We start from the raw sequence: 17,803 nt of genomic DNA on the forward strand, positions 1-17,803 counted from the left end.
AGATGATTACATTTTAACCTCGGAGATAATTTTTTCAAAGTTTTCCTTTATCGCTTTTATAGAAAGATCGCATTCTTCTAATTGTTCTTCTCTTGTGGCATGAGAAACAAACTCGTCTTTCACACCAAATGAATAAATTTTTTTATTTCTCAGTTTGAATATCTCTTCGTTGAAACCACCTTTCAAACTTCCTTCTTCATAAACAAAAATATATTCAGCCCTTTGTTCTAGTATTTCCAGAAAATATTCATTTAAAGGTTTGACGCTTCGTACCCCAATTATATTAACGTTATAATCTTTGAGCGCTCCATAAACGTTTTGAGAGATAGTTCCAACGGCAAGAGCGTAAATTCCAGAATCAGCCATTTTTAGATACTTCCATTCTCCATCTACTATTTGAAGATTGTCGATTATATTTTGTATTTCTATCGTTTCCCCGTCTCTTGGAAATCTAATAAATCTAGGTTTTTTCAAACCCTTTATCACAGAAGTATAAATCATATTAGCTAAATCTTGGGCGTTCAATGGCGTCCAGATTTCAACATTTGGAATTAACCTAGTATATGCTATATCAAAAACCCCATGATGAGTTGGGCCATCTTCTCCAACCAAACCAGCCCTATCTAACAAAAATAGAACTGGGATCTCTTGTAAGGCTACATCATGAATAAGTGAGTCAAATGCTCTTTGCATGAAAGTCGAGTAAATATCTACAACGGGCAAAACTCCTCCTAAAGACAGAGCGGACGCCGTAGTGACTATACTTGGTTCGGTGATACCCATATCAATGACTTTGTCCGGACATATTTCTTGAAGTACATTTAACCCAGTTCCATCTGCCATGGCTCCCGTAAAAGCTAAAAACTCATAATCTTTTAAATGAGATAACGTATGTCCAACAATTTTACTGTAAGAGACTTTGTTCGGTTCTTTTTTGGATACGCCATGATATTTGGTGGGAGATTTCTCAGTTTCTTCGAAACCTTTACCTTTGGTAGTAACAACATGCAGTATTACAGATTTCTCATCATAAGCTTTAATGAATTCCAAGAACTCTTCCATTTTTTTGATATCATGTCCATCAACGGGCCCATAATACTTGATTCCCAACTCTTCAAATAGTGATGCTGGAGTATCGTAAATAGAGAATTTTAAAGCGTTTCTGACTTTCTTTAAAACTGATTCTACATCCTTACCCAAGGAAGAGTCTTCTAAAGAACTCTTTAAAATTTCTTTTGCTTGGGTATATTCTTTTTTTATTCTAAAATTATTCAACAATTGGGAAATCGTTCCTACATTTCTGGAAATAGCCATGTTGTTATCGTTTAGAACTATTTTAACTTTTGCATCTTGATAGTTCAACTGATTTAACGATTCAAGAGCCATCCCACAACCTAAGGCTCCATCTCCAATAACAGCAACTATATTTCTTTTCCTATTTTTTATTTTATCAGATAGTGTATAACCCAAAGAAGCTGCTATGGAAGTCCCTGCATGCCCAGCACCGAATCTATCAGCTTGTGATTCATAGATATTTGTGTACCCACTTATGCCACCTTTTTCACGTATGGTTTTGAAATCTTTCCACCGACCCGTCAAAAGTTTATGTACGTAAGATTGATGACTGGTATCCCAAATAATAACGTCTTCTATAGGGTCAAATATCCTGTACAATGCGATTGTTAGTTCCACAACACCCAAATTCGAAGCAAGATGACCATTGTTGTTGTATACAACGTTGAAAATATACTTTCGAATCTCTTGGGCTATTTCTTCTAATTCTTTGTAACTCATGTTCTTAAGTGCTTTATACAGAGGAGTATTTTGTGGCGCCATACATTTCGTATAGATTTTATTTATTTAAAATCTATACTTCCCCCCTTTCGATTTTGTGGCTCTACATAATCGATGCCTGCGAACGTGCGATCTTATCCATAATACCATTAACAAAAGCGGCGGCTTTTTGTGTCGCATAAGTTTTGGTTAACTCCGTTGATTCATTTAATATTACTTTAACGGGTATATCTTTTTTGTTTATTAGCTCATAGATAAAGATCCTCATCACGGTTTTTTCGATGTTTCCTATCCTTTCTACAGGCCAACCTTCAGAGTATTTGTTGATCAACGCATCATACTCATTTTTATTTTTATAAATATCTTCAATGTATTGTTTAGCTTCCAAATAATAACTTTCTTCTAAATGTGCCTTTTCGTTTAATTTTTCAAAAGTGAATAATATGTTGTCTAACTTAACATCCTTTATTGATAGTTGGAAAAGACTTTCAAAAATTAACTTTCTCATCATTCTTTTTTTCGGTATGTTTTCATTCATTCTTGTCCTTTTGTTCTTCATCCTCCTTTTCTTCACTTTCAGGGGATTCTTCATTTTCTAAGGTTTCTTCTTCTATTTCTTCGTATTCTTCTTCCAACTCTTCGGGTTTTACAAGATTTTCGATGGATACGTCAATGTTTGATACATAGACCTCTGCAATTCTTTCAAGATCGTCTTTAATCGCTTTTTGAATATTTTTAGAAAATTCAACAATGTTTTGCCCGTATTTAGCAGGTACCTTTAAAGAAATACTAACACTGGCATCGTCATTAATTGTAATCTTTATACTCTTTTGCAATTCTTTTTGAATTTTCTCGTTATAGACCTTTTGGTCTTTAAGATAACCCTCTACACTTTTGAAAACTAAATCTTTTAATACATTTTCTGAAATACTTATTTCTCCAAAATCATTTTCCTCGTTCAAAGGCATTGTTTTTCCCTCCTTAGGATTAATATTTTACCTATTTTTTAATTATATCATAAATTAAAACATTTTTAACTGATTTTCATGTGATTCATATTTTTTCTTATTAATATTTTTAATTCTCTTCAATCTGCTTTCCAAGTCAACTCTATTTGACAATTGAGTTAGTATTTCTTTTGATCTTTCAATTATTTCTAGGGGAAATCCTGCCAATCTTGCTATCTCTATACCGTAACTGTTGTCACTGGTGCCATCTTCAATTTTGTGTAAAAATATAACCCCATCCATAGTTTCTACAACTTTTATTCTTTTTGCAGCAACTTCTTCGTATATATGCGACATATAAGTTAACTCGGTATAATGGGTAGCAAAGATTGTATTGCATCTTTTAACTTGAAATAAATATTCTGAGATTGCCCATGCAACAGAAATCCCATCTAACGTACTCGTCCCTCTCCCAACTTCATCAAGGAGCACAAGACTGTTATCCGTTGCTTTATTCAATATAGTTGAAACCTCTAGCATCTCAACTAAAAAGGTTGATTTTCCGCTAACGATATCGTCCCTCGCTCCGATTCTTGTAAATATACCGTCATAAATTGGGATTTCAGCCTTTTCAGCGGGCACAAAGCAACCAATTTGTGCCATCACACTTATAAGCCCTATTTGCCTTATAAAAGTCGATTTCCCACTCATATTAGGGCCTGTCAAGATTATATAAAATTTGTCTTCGCTTAAATTTAAGTCGTTAGGAGTAAACTCATCAACAAATCTTTCCACCACCGGATGTCTTGCGTTGATTATCTTTATTTCTTTGGAGTTTTGCACAAAAGTTGGTCTTTTGTAATTGTAAACTCTACTAACCTCTGCGAAAGACCTAAAAACATCCAATTCAGCGATCTTATTGGAAAGTTTTTCTATTTTATCTACATATTGACTTAGATGTGTTAATACCTTATCGTAAATATCTTTTTCAATAACCTTTATTTTTTCTTCTGATAAAGCTAAGCGCTGTTCAACTTCTTCTAATTCTTTTATTGTGTACCTTTCCGTATTAACTAACGTTTGTTTCCTTACGTAATTATCGGGAACTTTGGAGGATTGCGCTTTTGAAACTTCTATATAGAAACCATAGATCTTATTCCTTCCAACTTTCAAACTGCTAATCTTAGTTTTTTCTTTCTCCCTCTTTTCAATACCTTTCAAAACGTTATCTAAGTTATTAAATATGTTTCTGTATTCATCTAACTCTTCTGAAACACCTTCTTTAATTACTTTTCCGCTACCAGGAGCAAGAGATGGTTCTTCGATAATGGTATTTTCGATAAAATTTTTAACTTCTTTAAGTAAATCTATACCATCAAAAAAATCAGACAATCCTGGATTTGAAGTTAAAGATTCGATTATATAGGGAATAACTTCCAAAGAATCCTTTAAGGCTATAAGGTCTTTTGGGGTTGCCTTCATCAAAGAAATCCTGGAAGAGATCCTTTCGAGATCTTTTACAGATGACAAATATTCTTTTAGTTCTTCTAATAAAAGAGGATCTTCAACTAAATGTTCGACTTTGTTTAACCTTTCTTCTATATTTTCTTTATCGGTGAGAGGAGTAAGGATGAACTCTCTTAATTTTCTATTCCCCATACTGGTTTTTGTGAATTTTAGAATATCGTAAAGAGTTTTCCCTTTGTTTGAATTTGTAGGAAGAATGCCAAGATTTTCTATAGTGTTGGAATCTAAAAACATGTAGTTTTTCGTCTTAAATCGTTTCGGAAGTTTCATGTGTTTAATCTTTGAAAATTGTGTGACTTCTAAGTACTTTAAAACAGCATCAGCTACTTTTAATTCTCCATCATCGTAATCCAAATGATCAAAACTTAAAACTTCGTACGTTTCTTTCAAATGGTCTTTAAAATTGTTTGAAAAATACCATTCGTCCAATATTTCTACATAAATCTCATTGGTTGAGTTTTTTATCTTTTTTGATAATGGTTCAAGTTCTTTAGATAGCAAAATCTGTACCAACCCAAATGAAGAGATAAAGTCTAATAGTTCATCCTCTTTGAAATCAAATGTGTCTAAATAGAAGTCACCGGTTGAAAAATCAAAAATAGCTATTTTATACAAATTCCCATGGTTGGTGATCAAGGCGGTAAATCTGTTACTTTCTTCCAACATACCTTCATCTATGATGGTACCAGGTGTCAGTATTCTAGTTACTTTTCTATCAACTATACCTTTTGAGCTTTGAGGATCCTCCATTTGTTCACATATAGCTACTTTATACCCAGCATCTAAAAGCCTTTTTAAATAGTTGTTCAAGGCATGGTATGGAATTCCTGCCATAGGATGACCATTTCTTTTCGTTAAGACAATTTGCAATATTTCACTGACTTTTTTAGCATCTTCAAAAAAGGTTTCATAAAAATCTCCGAGTCTAAAAAGTAAAATAGAGTCTTTATATTCTTCCTTTATTTTTAGATATTGCTTTATCATCGGAGTTAAATCACTCATAATTGACCCTCCTCATATTCTTTGAGGCCTTGTTACTTTTTTAAAATCTAAATCTTGTTTTTCAAATTGGTTTATTGCTAATATAAAAGCTTTTTTAATCAAAAGAAGGACGCATTGTTTCTGGCGCCCTCTTTTGATTTGAAATATTGATAAAATTTGGTTGATGTTATTCAGTCATTGTTTCATTATTTTTTGTTGTTTTCTTTAGTGGCTTCACTCTTCGTTGTTATTACTTTATCTATAAGACCATAGTTTAAAGCTTCTTGCGCGTTCATAAAAAAGTCTCTCTCGGTATCTTTTTCTATTTTTTCTAAAGATTGTCCAGTATGTTTACTAAGTATGTTGTTTAGGTCATCTTTTAATCTTAAAATTTCTCTAGCGTGGATTTGTATATCCATCGCTGTTCCTTCGGCGCCACCCCATGGTTGATGTATCATTATTCTTGAATAAGGTAAAGAATACCTTTTACCTTTTGTCCCAGCGGCCAACAAAACAGCTCCCATAGAAGCAGCCTGACCTATACATATAGTTGAAATATCCGGTTTAACATACTGCATTGTATCGTATATGCCTAATCCTGCGGTTACAGAACCTCCAGGAGAGTTTATGTATAAAAAAATATCTTTGTCTGGATCTTGAGATTCTAAAAAGAGTAACTGGGCAACTATTAGATTAGCTACATCATCGTTTATCGGTGTTCCTAAAAAAACTATTCTATCTTTCAACAATCTAGAATAGATATCATAAGCCCTTTCGTATCTTCCTTCAGTTTCTATAACTACCGGCATAGGTATTGCCATAATTTATCGCCTTCCTTTCTTGATCTTTTCTATAATTTTTTTGGCTTCGAGTGTAGATAACACTATTTGACCACTATCCATATAAATAATTGATTTGACCGCTTTGCCATATGAAGCGTCAATCAAACTGACTGAAGCACTTAATGGAGGTGGCAAATTTTCTAACTCGTTTTCATCTCCAAATTGAGTAACTACATCTATTCCTTGATAGATCTTTTTTATTTTACCAAACTGAACAAAGGAGTCTGGAACTACAGAATGAATTCTCTCTGTAGGCACAAAAACACCTTTTCCAACCGCTATAAACATTATTATCCATCGTCCTCTTTTAAATGTTCTTTACTGCTACTATTATACACAATAAATATTATTTTTTGATTAAATTAACATTAATCGATACCAGCCGACTCGCTTAATTGACTCTTTATTTTTTCGTATTTTTCATCAATTTGTGCTTTTTCTTCCTTTAAATTGACTAATTTTTCTCTTGCGTAGGTAAGTATATCTAACGCTTTTTTGTAAATTTCAAGGGCATTTTCAACGTCCAATTCGTCTTGTTTTTCATTTTGAAAGTAATCGTTGATACGTTCCAAGAGTTCTAATTGTTCTTTGAAACTTAAGTTTTTAATTTCTTCTTCACTGAGTTTAATTATTTCTTCCATCCTTCTTTATTCACCTCTTTCATTGAATTTCTTCTTGCTTTTAGAAACTTTAACCATGTTTAGCGCCCCTGCGCCCCGCAGCCCGCCCATCTAAAGTTATCACCATTTTTGGATCTTTTCGATGCTCGAATCCGCTTCCCCATCTTTAAATATTAATTTAACCTCATCTTTTCTTTGTAATTTTTCAACACTATCAATGATCTCTTCACCTTTTTTTACCAAAACTCCGTTATTTAAAAAAGCAGCAAAAGGACTCGACTTAGTAAGCTCTTGAAAAGTACTAAATAAAATCCTTTCTGATATTTCGAACTTACTTTTCAACTCAGAAATAATTTCATTCGTTGTACTTATTATATTCTGATTGTAAGTTTTGATGCTATATTCTATGAACCTTTGAATAGAGACTAATTTGTTTAGAGAGATTGATTTTTCACTACTTTCAATCATTTGGTTGATCTTTCTATTAATGCTAAGTTGATCCTCGTCCAAAGTTCTGAACAAATTTATTAATTCTCTACCGAGGTAATATTTAATATTGTTAATTGTATTGAAAGAAAGTAAGTTCTCCATCTGGGAATAAATATTGGTAAAAGAATAGGTTATATTTTTTTCTAGAGTTTCTAGAGTATCTGTGAAATAGTTAATTTGATTGACTATATCTCTCGATACTTCCGTTGGTGTTGAATAGTTTTTCCAACTAACAAAATCAGGGATAGTAGAATCTTGCTCGTGACCTATTCCTGTAAGAACAGGGATCTTTCGGCTAAACTTTGCTATAAGGGAACCAAGTTCAAAATCATCAAAATACATCAGGTCGCTTTTTGAACCGCCCCCTCTGATTATCACAACTACATTATAATCAATACCCGATTTTAAAATAGCGAACAGAGCTTTTTTGATCCCAGGTACCGTTTCTGCTCCCTGCATAGGAGCAGGATATAAATGTACAATAGGAATGAACCTAGAATGATTAATGTTTTTTTGAAAATCCCCAAAACCTGCAGCGGTTGGTGAACTAATAACGGCTATCTTTTTTATTGGATCTAGTTCTACTAGTTCATGTTCCACTTTCCTTAGCAAATTGCTCTTTTCGAGCTTTTTCAATATTTCTTTCTTTTTCTTTTCTATTTCAGAAGCACCTAAAGGTATTATTGATGAACCTGATACTACATACTTAGCTTCTCTTTTCCAAAAGTTAACAATGCCCTGAAACTTCCACCTTTTATTGAGGAGCTCTTTTTCGCTGTCAATTCTGCAATGTTTAAAAACATATGGAACAGCAGATTGGCTGAAAATAATAGTTATTGAATAATTTGAACTTCTCACTCTTTGAGAAAGTTCAACGTAGAGGTCCCCTCTTTTACTGTACTTTGCATGAGTAACATCACCAATAACCTCGATCTCTTGTCTGTAAAGAGGAGAACTGCTGAAGATACTGTTCAAATATTCTATCAACTCTTGTATACTTTCAAACTTGAATTCTTCTTGTTGGGGAAATAACAACGGTGAGCTCTCCTTTCACTCGATCTTTGGATCCGAAAAATTTTATCCCTTCAGAAATCTTCCCTTTAAAAAATTCTTGATAAAGCTTCGTCATTTCTCGGGCAACGAGTACATCTATATCTCCAAAATTTTCCAAAATCTCTTGTAAAGTTTTTTTTATTCTATTTGGAGATTCAAAAAAAACAATTGGATATTCGAACTCTTTTATCTTTCTCAAAAGTCTTCTCAATTTTTTATCCCGAGGTAAAAAACCTAAGAACAAAAACTTCGAAGCAGGGAATCCACTCACAGCTAAAGCAGAAGTTAAGGCAGAAGGTCCTGGCACCACATCTATTGGAATACCTTTTTCCCAACATTTTTGTACCAAGTTAAAACCGGGGTCAGCTAAAACAGGCATCCCCGCATCTGACACTAAGGCTGTTATATTATGACTTTCGATCAAAGATAGAACTGTGTCCATAATCTTTTCTGAGTTTGCCTCGTTGAAAGTGAATAACTCCTTTTTTCCAAGTTCAAAATGGTTTATCAATTTCAAGGTAACCCTCTTGTCCTCGGTGAGTATCAAGTCAGCTTCTTTCAAGGTTTTTAAGGCTCTTAATGTAATATCTTCAAAATTACCAATGGGCGTGCCAACTAGAATTAATTTCCCCATTTTGATTTTTCACATCCCAATAAGTTTGTTTAAATCACATTGATGTTCCCCTGCAAAGTCAGAATTGTTGTATCCATCTAAATAAGTTAAGTCTTCTAATTTCCAGAAAACGTCGCCTAAAAAATCCATCAAAAACTCCGTTAAATCAACCTTTTTTCCCTTTTCTTCTATTTCTAGAAGATACATTATCTCCGAAAATTCTTTTTTATACATTATACAATTATCGGGATTCAACAACTCGTCGACCACTATTTCCGGGTCTTTATTTAAAAGATACCTTTTTTTCATTACCATCCTTTGACTTTTTAAATTATCAAAGTCGATTTCTTTTTCGTTTAGAAAGCCTTCTTCCTCTTCTCTAAGCCCCTTTTTTATCTCCTTTTTAAGATTTGTAGTCCACACTTTTTCGCCCTTTTTAATTTCTAACCTCGTTCTCAATCCTTTTTTATCGTACCATTGAAGTATGAGCCATTCATCAAAGGCAAGTGAGACTAATTTTTTAAATATATATTTATCGGGAATTCTATACTTTCTCTCATTTTCATATTTCAATGCAATCTCCTCTTTACTTGACTTGTAATTATATATATAATTATACCATATCAACACCATTTTCTTTGAAAAACGCACAAAATCTTGGTAAATATCCTTGAAAAAGAATCTTTAGGTCACAAAAAAGAGAAATTTCATAAATATTTTACTTTTATGAAAATAATAAACTTGACAAAACCAAAATAACTCATTATAATTGACACGAATTTTATCAATGACCAACGTTCGGAAAATGATAAATTATGGCTAAGGAGGTAAACAAATATGACAAAGGATGAGTTGTTCGAAAAAGTAAAAGAAATAATCGTAGATACATTGAGTGTCGACGAGGATGAAGTTACATTGGATGCCTCATTTACCGATGATTTAGACGCGGATTCTTTAGAGTTAGTGGATTTAACCATGGCATTTGAGTCTGAATTCGGGGTAACAATCGAGGATGAAGAGTTAGAAAAAATCAAAACCGTTGAAAATGCGGTTAATTTATTAACTGAAAAATTGAACATTGACGATGAGGATTGAATTAATCACAAAAAGAGGGGAGCTTTCGCTCCCCCTTGTTTTTTAAAATATGGTAATTTTTTCTTAAAAAAGAGGTGAAAAATAATGGCTGAAAAATATATTATAGTAACTGGCGGCGTACTCAGTGGTATAGGAAAAGGAGTCGTTTCCGCTTCGATAGGAAGGCTTTTAAAAGAACTGGGGTTAAAAGTCAATTCATTGAAAATAGATCCCTATCTAAATGTAGATGCAGGAACTATGAACCCCAATCAACATGGAGAAGTTTTTGTGACAGAAGATGGTTACGAAGCAGACCTTGATTTGGGCCATTATGAGAGATTTTTAGGGATAGAGATGAAAAGTTTCAATAATATGACAGCAGGTCAAGTGTATAAATATGTTATCGAAAAAGAAAGGGAAGGAAAGTATTTAGGAGCCACCGTTCAGATGGTACCCCACGTCACCGAAAGGATAAAGGAAAGGATCGAAGAGATAGATACAGAAGTCTTGCTCATTGAAATAGGGGGTACTGTTGGCGATATTGAAGGTGAAATATTTTTAGAGGCTGTAAGAGAGCTGTCTTTCGAGAAAGGTCGAGAAAATTTTATGTTTATACATGTAACGTTTGTTCCGTATTTACATGTTACCAACGAATTTAAAACTAAGCCAACTCAGCAATCCGTTCAACTTTTAAGAAGGATAGGAATCCAACCAGATATGCTTTTGGTAAGAACGGAAAAAGAGATAGATCTTTCCAGTCTTGAAAAAGTAGCTTTGTTTGGAGGCGTTCCTTTAGAGTATGTCGTCAACCTTCCAGATTTAGCCAACGTTTATGAAGTCCCAGAAATGCTCTATGAAAAGAATATTCATGCCCTCATTACCAGCAAATTGAATTTGGATATATCAAAAGAAGTAGGGGAATTAAGTTGGAAATGTCCCAAAACATTTAAAAACCTAAAAATTGCTATGATTTGCAAGTATTTAGGTACCGATGATGCCTACAAGAGCATAATGGAAAGTGTTTTTTTAAGCGGCGCTAAAAGGCCTGATTTAATTAACTCCGAAGAACTGGAAGAAATGAATGAAGAGGAAATCAAAATACTTTTAAGTAAATATGAAGGTATAATTATCCCAGGTGGATTTGGAGCAAGAGGAATAGAAGGAAAGATAAAAGCGATAAAATATGCTCGTGAAAATAATGTTCCTCTTCTAGGGATTTGTCTAGGTATGCAACTAATGGTCATTGAGTATGCTAGAAATGTTTTTGGCTACAAAGAAGCTAATTCTACAGAATTCGACGAAAATACTCCTTATCCTGTTATCGATTTGATGGAAGAACAAAAAAAGATGTTGAATTTGGGTGGTACCATGAGACTAGGCGCTCAAAATATTGAAATACTTCCAAACACGAAACTTCACGAAATTTATGGAGGAAAAAATTCTGTCTTTGAAAGGCATAGACACCGTTATGAAGTCAATTACAAAGAGTTCGACAACATGTTTGAAAAAGGGAAAAATACTCCTAATAAACTTTCTATTTCCGCCATGACAGATTTCGTTGAAGCCATTGAACTGAGTTCTCATCCTTTTTATATTGGTATTCAATACCATCCAGAATTTAAAACAAAAGTTGGAGATCCGCATCCTATCTTCAAAGCATTTATTGAAGCGATTGAACAAAATAAGTGAAGAGGGGGAAAACAAATGACTTTTTATGAATTGTATTTACGTTCTTTTTATGATTCAAATGGTGACGGCCTAGGAGATTTACAGGGATTAAAACAAAAATTGGATTACCTTTGTAATTTGGGAGTTGATCATGTCTGGTTGTTACCAATTATGAAATCTCCAGCCTTTCACGGTTATACAGTCTCCAATTTTTTTGAAGTTAACCCTGTTTATGGAAATTTAAAAGATTTAAGAGAGACATTACAAGAGGGTCATAAGAAAGGTATTAAATTTATCCTTGATCTTCCTATTAATCACGTTGCAGTAACATCAGAATGGTTTCAACGCGCAGTTAGGGGAGAAGAGCCCTACAAAAATTGGTTCATTTGGGCTAACGAGAAGGCTGATTTAGAAGAAAAAAGACATTGGGATGAAAGTAAAATCTGGCAAAAGATAGGTGACAGATATTTTTACGGCATCTTCGGTCCCGCCTCACCTGACCTTAATTTTGAAAGTAAAGAATTATGGGATGAGATAAAAAGAATCTTTAAATTCTGGTTAGATAATGGTTTTGATGGCTTCAGATTGGATGCCGCAAAACATATTTTTGATTTTGACATTGAAAAGATGAGGTTCCATTACCAACATGAAAAAAATATCGAATTCTGGAAAGAGATGGTTAGCTATATAAAATCCATAAAAAGCGATGCTTTAGTTATAAGTGAGGTATGGGATGCACCGGAAATAGTAAGAAAGTACGAAGGAATATTCGATATAGGTTTCAACTTCCCACTTGCAGAGGATTTAAAGATGACCTTAAAAAATGAGTCCCCTCAGGATCTGGTAGAAACATTGAAAAAATGTATGACAGAGTATCTGCCAAATGGTAAGGTCCTATCTATGTCAGGTAATTTCTTAACTAATCACGATATGACAAGGATTCTATCTGACTTAAAGGATGTAGGGAAAGTAAAGTTAGGTTTTTCAATTCTTTATACCCTTCCAGGGATTCCTTTCATCTATTATGGCGAGGAAACAGGAATGAAAGGTATCCCAGTTGATGTTAATTTTACCGAAGACAGTCAAGAACCATTTCATTGGTATGAAAATGGTTTTGGACCTGGTCAAACAGAATGGAAAGGGTATAAATTTAACCCTCCTTACTCTGGCGAATCTGTAGAAGAACAGATAAACGAAAAAAATTCTATTTTAAATACCATAAAAAATTTGATTAAATTTAGAAAGTCCAATCCGTGGATAGATGATGCACGGATCGAAATTTTGAATTTTGACCAAAATATGGTAAAATTAAGGTGTTATAGTCAATTAAATGAATTTATAGCTTATTACAACCTAAAATCTTCCAAATGCTCCGTTTTGCTCGAAAATGGAGAAGAATTACTGTCTATTGGAAACAATAAAGTTACACAAGGTTATGTTGAACTTTCACCTTACGGTGTTTATTTAATGAAAAAAAGTTGAAGGGATTGTGGGGATTCATCAGAGAGGTGATACAAAAATGCTCAAAAAACGATATTCAGCTATTATAATACTCTTAACGTTTTCATTGGCAGCGTTCTCTATATATCCCTATGTAAATGTTAACAGTCAAGAGGATGTCAAAGAAGATATAACGATTAAAACCGTTTTATTTGATTTTATTTCATCACAATACAAGCTAGCAGCGGGGAAAGATATGCCGCAAGATAGGTTGCAATTAATTGTTTCCTCCATTATGGAAGCCTCAAAAATCTTTGAAATATCTCCTTTGATGATAGCGGCAATAATAGATACCGAAACAAATTTCAAAAATATTATTGGCAGTTATGGAGAAGTAGGTTACATGCAACTCAGACCATCAACCGCACAGTTTGTTGTAAACAAATATTATGATCTTTTTGCAAGCTTGAATTATACCGAAACGAGTTTGGATTGGATTGAAGATAGACTTTTATTAGATCCAAGGTATAACATACTTGTTGGGACGGCTTATTTGAAGTATTTGATGGAAACTCACGGTGATACTTACAAAGCCATAGGTTGGTACAATGGTGGTGGAAATGATTATTACGCGAATAAAGTGGTTTATAAAATAAACAGAATTGCTATTAAATATCCGGTTATTTAAGAACACCATTTGATTTTTAATGAAGAGATTTTATTTGATTGACATTGTTGCAAAAATATGATAGAATTTTGTTAGTTAATTTGAAAATTTGTCATAAACGGGGTAAATATAATGTCTAATCTTAAAACGGACATCAACTCAAAAACATTGTTTAATTTAAATATTCATCATCATACATGGCGTGGCCGAGTTAACACATGCCATGTATGTTGTTATTTGTAAATCACCACATACAAGGCTAAACGTAATAACCGGTCACGATTTCTCGTGACCGGTTTTTTATTTTTTAAAATATAAAAGAAAGGGGTTTAAAATGAAAAAAGACATTTTCGCCGAATCTCAAAAATTATCAAATATAGTTAACAAAATCAGAAGTGTACTAATTGAACACGATTTTTATGAACTGTTTCCACCTTCTATAACAAAGTATTCCGAAAATTTAATAAAGGGGCTAAAATTTGCGGATGGAAGAAATTTTTACCTTTTGAAACCTGATGTGACTTCCTGGCTGATCGACATGGATAAAGTAGAAGAAAAAGAAAAAGTATTTTACATATCGGAAGTTTTAGATGAAAATTTATCTGGTGTTTGGCAGTTTGGATTTGAAATATTAAATGGAGAAGAAGTCAAAATCGAAGAAGAAATTCTCCGTTTAACCATTGAAATTCTTTCATTATTGGATATAAAAAATTTCTTTATAGACGTAAGCTCAATAAGGAGTTGGGAGAGAATTTTAAAAGCAGTTCCACAATACAGAGATAAAATTTTAAGGGCTGTTGAGCTGAGAAATTTTGAGATCATTGAAAACCTTCCATTGGATGAGGAAGTAAACCTCTCCATAGCAACTCTTTTCAATTACAGAGGAAAAGAAACAAACATTCCAAAATTAAACATAATAATTAAAAACATTAACGACCCCAGAATATACATAGACCTTGGAACAATGAAATACATGAATTACTATGAAGATGTTGTATTTGAAATCTATTCACCAGATAATGGTTACCTTTTAGGCAACGGTGGCCAATACAAGATAAACGGCAAATATTCGTGTGGAATGGCTTTAAATTTGGATATTATAGGAGAGATGATGAGATGACAACAATATCAACAGCATTGCCATCAGGAAGATTACTGGAAGACAGCAAAGACTTTTTAAAAAAGATAGGTATTAATGTTAAAGAACCTGCTAATAGAGAACTTATATCATATGAAAATGGTTATACCTTCTATTTTCCTAGAGCTTTTGATGTACCTGTATACGTAGAAAATGGAGTAGACATTGGGATATGCGGAAGTGACGTTGTCCTTGAGAGAAACAATGAAGTGTATATCCCATTAGAACTACCCTTTGGTAAATGTAGAATGAGCATCATCTTACCGGAAAACAGAGAAATATCTTTTCAAAAGATGGAAGGCTACAAAATAGCAACCAAATACCCTGAAATTACAAAAAATATCTTTTCTGAAAAGGGTTTAAAAGTGAAAATACTCAAATTAAATGGAGCGGTAGAATTGGCAGCAAAAACCGGTATAGCGGATGCAATAGTAGATATTGTTGATACAGGAAACACGATAAAAGCAAACAATTTAAAAGAAGCATACAAGATAATGGATATCTCTGCGGTACTTTTGGTAAACAGGATAACCCAAAAGACTAAGTTCGATTTTATAAACGATTTAATAAATAAAGCAAAGAATTATAAAAACGGGGTGAAAGGGTACTAAAGCAAATCCTACAGTTTCTAAGGTCAGTGCCAAAAATCGAAGGAGGGAAAAATAATGGAATTACAGAACTACGTTTCACAGATATTAAACGACATAAAAAACAACGGAATGCTTGCAGTAAAAAAGTATTCAAAACAGTTCGATAATTATGATGGTGATTTAGAATTAAAAGTTGAAGAATGGGATATCGACGAAGAAATCCCCGCGCAAGATAAAGAAATTATAGAAAGAACGATTCAAAGATTGGAGAATTACCATATAAAACAAAAAACGGAAGATATTCTGTATTCCAATGAATACAACTCAACTTATGGACTGATTAATAGACCAATAAACAGGATAGGGATTTATGTCCCAGGTGGTAAACCTCTACCTTCGAGTTTGTTGATGGTCGCTATTCCCGCCAAGATTGCAGGTGTAAAAGAAATGTTGATCACTTCCTCTCCAAAAGATGGGGTAATAAACCCTTACATAATTTATATAGCAAAAAAGTTGGGGATAAAAGAAATTTACAAAATTGGTGGAATTCAAGCAATAGCAGCTATGACATACGGCATCGGTATGAAAAAAGTAGATAAAATATTTGGTCCCGGAAATCAATATGTGAATGAAGCAAAACGACAGGTGTTTGGAGAAGTTGGAATAGACAGTTTGGCAGGACCATCAGAAATCTGTGTGATAGCCGATGAGACAGCTAAACCAGAATACATTTTAAACGACTTACTCTCCCAACTTGAACATGGTTATGAATCTAAAGCTTTCTTGGTCACTACATCAAAAGAATTATACGAATATTGCGAAAGAGAAGGGATAGAAAGATATCTTTTCAAAAGTATAGAAGATTGTGCAGCTAAAACCAACGAAATAGCACCTGAGCACTTAGAAATAATGACAAAAGATCCTGAATCAGTACTGCCACTCATACAAAATGCTGGAGCTATTTATTTAGGTGATTACACACCTGTACCTGCAGCGGATTATTTCTTGGGAGTTAACCACGTACTACCAACGGGTGGTGCAGCACGTTTCTCCTCCGTGTTGAACCTATCAGATTTTACAAAAAAAATATCCGTTGCAAAAGTGAGTAAAGACGAGTTGTTAAAAGAGAGATACTTAGGTATAAGAATGGCGGAAATCGAAGGCATGTACCAACACAAAAAATCTATGGAGGTGAGGAAATGAGAAGAAAAACTGACGAAACAGACATAGAAATAAATTATTCTAAAGAATTATTTATTGATAGCAGGGATCCTGTGTTAAACCATTTATTGAAAACCCTATTCTACTACATGGAAAAGAATGTAATCATCAAGGCAAAGTTCGATCTTAATCACCATTTATGGGAAGATATGGGAATAACAATCGGCCAATTTTTAAAGAACGAAGTGGAAGGAAAGAAGATAAAAAGGTTTGGAACCTCCATCCTACCAATGGACGACGCCCTTATTCTCGTTTCCGTTGATATTTCAAGATCCTATACAAATATAGATATCAACATCAAAGATGCTGAAAAAGGTTTTGAATTAGGGAACTTCAAAGAATTAGTTCTAGGGTTATCAAGGTATTTACAATCAACTATCCATATAAAGCAAATAAATGGTGAAAACGCTCATCATATAATCGAAGCTTCTTTCAAGGCATTGGGTAGCGCTTTAAAAACTGCCCTTGAACCAAGTGACAAACACGAAAGCACAAATAGAGTTTACGAAGTATAGAGGTGGTATATATGCAGAAAATAGTCATATTAAATGGTGGGGTTGGTAACTTTTCAAACGTTCAAAAAGCTGTCGGAGGCATTATTAGTAATGAAATAAATGACATAAGAACCGCAGATAAAATCATACTACCCGGGGTAGGTTCTTTTGGAATAGTTTCGAATAATATAATTCCTCTAAAAGATTATATATTGGAGCATATCGACAAAAACAAGCCTTTTTTGGGTATATGTTTAGGGATGCAACTGTTATTTAAAAGCAGTGAAGAAGATGAAGGCACTGGACTTTCTTATTTACCTGGAAAAGTGGTTAAGTTTAAAAACATGAAAGTTCCTCACATAGGTTGGAACAGTGTTGAATTTTCAAAAGATTCTCCGATTTTTCGAGGAATAGAAAATGGAAGTTTCTTCTATTTTGTACACTCTTATTACATAACAACTGAAGATCAATACATAATTTCATACACAGAATACGAAAGCAGAGGAAAAACCTGTAAATTCACATCAAGCGTACAAAAAGAAAACGTATTCGGTGTACAGTTCCATCCTGAAAAATCGGGCGAAAAAGGAATTAAATTATTAGAAAATTTCAAAAATTTATAGCGAGGTGAAATCTATCAACAAC

General features: G+C 33.5%; 19 protein-coding genes. 9 read left to right on the top strand and 10 right to left on the bottom strand.

Translation table 11 applies throughout. The features are described from left to right. Positions 1–6 precede the first annotated feature (6 nt). The 10 genes from dxs to ACW9JY_RS05890 all read right to left on the bottom strand — a co-directional run bounded on the left by dxs (position 7) and on the right by ACW9JY_RS05890 (position 9,439). Positions 7–1,836, bottom strand: a complete 1,830-nt coding sequence (gene dxs, locus ACW9JY_RS05845; RefSeq protein WP_457283687.1) for a 1-deoxy-D-xylulose-5-phosphate synthase — start codon at positions 1,834–1,836, stop codon at positions 7–9. A gap of 61 nt (positions 1,837–1,897) precedes the next feature. Beyond that, entirely contained in the window at positions 1,898–2,353 is a 456-nt protein-coding gene (gene nusB, locus ACW9JY_RS05850) for a transcription antitermination factor NusB (protein WP_169925207.1), read from the bottom strand. Next, on the bottom strand, positions 2,325–2,762 hold the full coding sequence (locus ACW9JY_RS05855) for an Asp23/Gls24 family envelope stress response protein (RefSeq protein WP_103078178.1): 438 nt from the start codon (positions 2,760–2,762) through the stop codon (positions 2,325–2,327). The genes nusB and ACW9JY_RS05855 overlap by 29 nt, the downstream gene beginning before the upstream one ends. Positions 2,763–2,816: 54 nt before the next feature. Next, on the bottom strand, positions 2,817–5,270 hold the full coding sequence (mutS, locus tag ACW9JY_RS05860) for a DNA mismatch repair protein MutS (RefSeq protein ID WP_103078179.1): 2,454 nt from the start codon (positions 5,268–5,270) through the stop codon (positions 2,817–2,819). A gap of 185 nt (positions 5,271–5,455) precedes the next feature. Then, on the bottom strand, positions 5,456–6,070 hold the full coding sequence (gene clpP, locus ACW9JY_RS05865; RefSeq protein ID WP_103077568.1) for an ATP-dependent Clp endopeptidase proteolytic subunit ClpP: 615 nt from the start codon (positions 6,068–6,070) through the stop codon (positions 5,456–5,458). Positions 6,071–6,073: 3 nt separating this feature from the next. Beyond that, the gene (locus ACW9JY_RS05870) at positions 6,074–6,379 is read right to left on the bottom strand and encodes an extracellular matrix/biofilm biosynthesis regulator RemA family protein (RefSeq protein WP_103077569.1); all 306 of its coding nucleotides are present in this window, start codon (positions 6,377–6,379) and stop codon (positions 6,074–6,076) included. Positions 6,380–6,459: 80 nt separating this feature from the next. Then, entirely contained in the window at positions 6,460–6,732 is a 273-nt protein-coding gene (locus ACW9JY_RS05875) for a hypothetical protein (RefSeq protein ID WP_103077570.1), read from the bottom strand. Positions 6,733–6,831: 99 nt separating this feature from the next. Continuing rightward, positions 6,832–8,235, bottom strand: coding sequence for an exodeoxyribonuclease VII large subunit (gene xseA, locus ACW9JY_RS05880; protein ID WP_103077571.1), 1,404 nt, complete (start codon positions 8,233–8,235; stop codon positions 6,832–6,834). Next, positions 8,201–8,887 (bottom strand): 16S rRNA (cytidine(1402)-2'-O)-methyltransferase, encoded by a 687-nt coding sequence (rsmI, locus tag ACW9JY_RS05885; protein ID WP_457283688.1) that lies wholly within the window; start codon positions 8,885–8,887, stop codon positions 8,201–8,203. Before rsmI ends, xseA begins: the two co-directional genes overlap by 35 nt. Before the next feature lie 9 nt (positions 8,888–8,896). Beyond that, on the bottom strand, positions 8,897–9,439 hold the full coding sequence (locus tag ACW9JY_RS05890) for a hypothetical protein (protein WP_457283689.1): 543 nt from the start codon (positions 9,437–9,439) through the stop codon (positions 8,897–8,899). A gap of 264 nt (positions 9,440–9,703) precedes the next feature. On the opposite strand from ACW9JY_RS05890, the gene acpP reads away from it, so the two are divergent. From acpP to hisH, 9 genes are all read left to right on the top strand, one after another. Next, the gene (gene acpP, locus ACW9JY_RS05895; protein ID WP_103077574.1) at positions 9,704–9,961 is read left to right on the top strand and encodes an acyl carrier protein; all 258 of its coding nucleotides are present in this window, start codon (positions 9,704–9,706) and stop codon (positions 9,959–9,961) included. 84 nt (positions 9,962–10,045) lie between these two features. After that, positions 10,046–11,629 (top strand): CTP synthase, encoded by a 1,584-nt coding sequence (locus ACW9JY_RS05900; RefSeq protein WP_457283690.1) that lies wholly within the window; start codon positions 10,046–10,048, stop codon positions 11,627–11,629. Between the two features lie 15 nt (positions 11,630–11,644). Next, complete coding sequence (locus ACW9JY_RS05905; RefSeq protein ID WP_457283691.1) at positions 11,645–13,090, top strand: alpha-amylase family glycosyl hydrolase; 1,446 nt, start codon at positions 11,645–11,647, stop codon at positions 13,088–13,090. A gap of 37 nt (positions 13,091–13,127) precedes the next feature. Next, positions 13,128–13,736 (top strand): transglycosylase SLT domain-containing protein, encoded by a 609-nt coding sequence (locus ACW9JY_RS05910; RefSeq protein WP_457283692.1) that lies wholly within the window; start codon positions 13,128–13,130, stop codon positions 13,734–13,736. Between the two features lie 313 nt (positions 13,737–14,049). After that, positions 14,050–14,835, top strand: a complete 786-nt coding sequence (locus ACW9JY_RS05915) for an ATP phosphoribosyltransferase regulatory subunit (RefSeq protein WP_457283693.1) — start codon at positions 14,050–14,052, stop codon at positions 14,833–14,835. Then, the gene (gene hisG, locus ACW9JY_RS05920) at positions 14,832–15,464 is read left to right on the top strand and encodes an ATP phosphoribosyltransferase (protein WP_457283694.1); all 633 of its coding nucleotides are present in this window, start codon (positions 14,832–14,834) and stop codon (positions 15,462–15,464) included. The genes ACW9JY_RS05915 and hisG overlap by 4 nt, the downstream gene beginning before the upstream one ends. A 51-nt stretch (positions 15,465–15,515) precedes the next feature. After that, on the top strand, positions 15,516–16,646 hold the full coding sequence (gene hisD / locus ACW9JY_RS05925) for a histidinol dehydrogenase (RefSeq protein ID WP_457283705.1): 1,131 nt from the start codon (positions 15,516–15,518) through the stop codon (positions 16,644–16,646). Continuing rightward, the gene (gene hisB / locus ACW9JY_RS05930) at positions 16,643–17,179 is read left to right on the top strand and encodes an imidazoleglycerol-phosphate dehydratase HisB (protein ID WP_457283695.1); all 537 of its coding nucleotides are present in this window, start codon (positions 16,643–16,645) and stop codon (positions 17,177–17,179) included. The genes hisD and hisB overlap by 4 nt, the downstream gene beginning before the upstream one ends. A gap of 11 nt (positions 17,180–17,190) precedes the next feature. After that, positions 17,191–17,781 carry an imidazole glycerol phosphate synthase subunit HisH gene (gene hisH, locus ACW9JY_RS05935; RefSeq protein WP_457283696.1) on the top strand — a complete coding sequence of 197 codons (591 nt, stop codon included), beginning with the start codon at positions 17,191–17,193 and terminating at the stop codon, positions 17,779–17,781. Positions 17,782–17,803 lie beyond the last annotated feature (22 nt).

This window comes from Petrotoga sp. DB-2, from assembly GCF_054051725.1.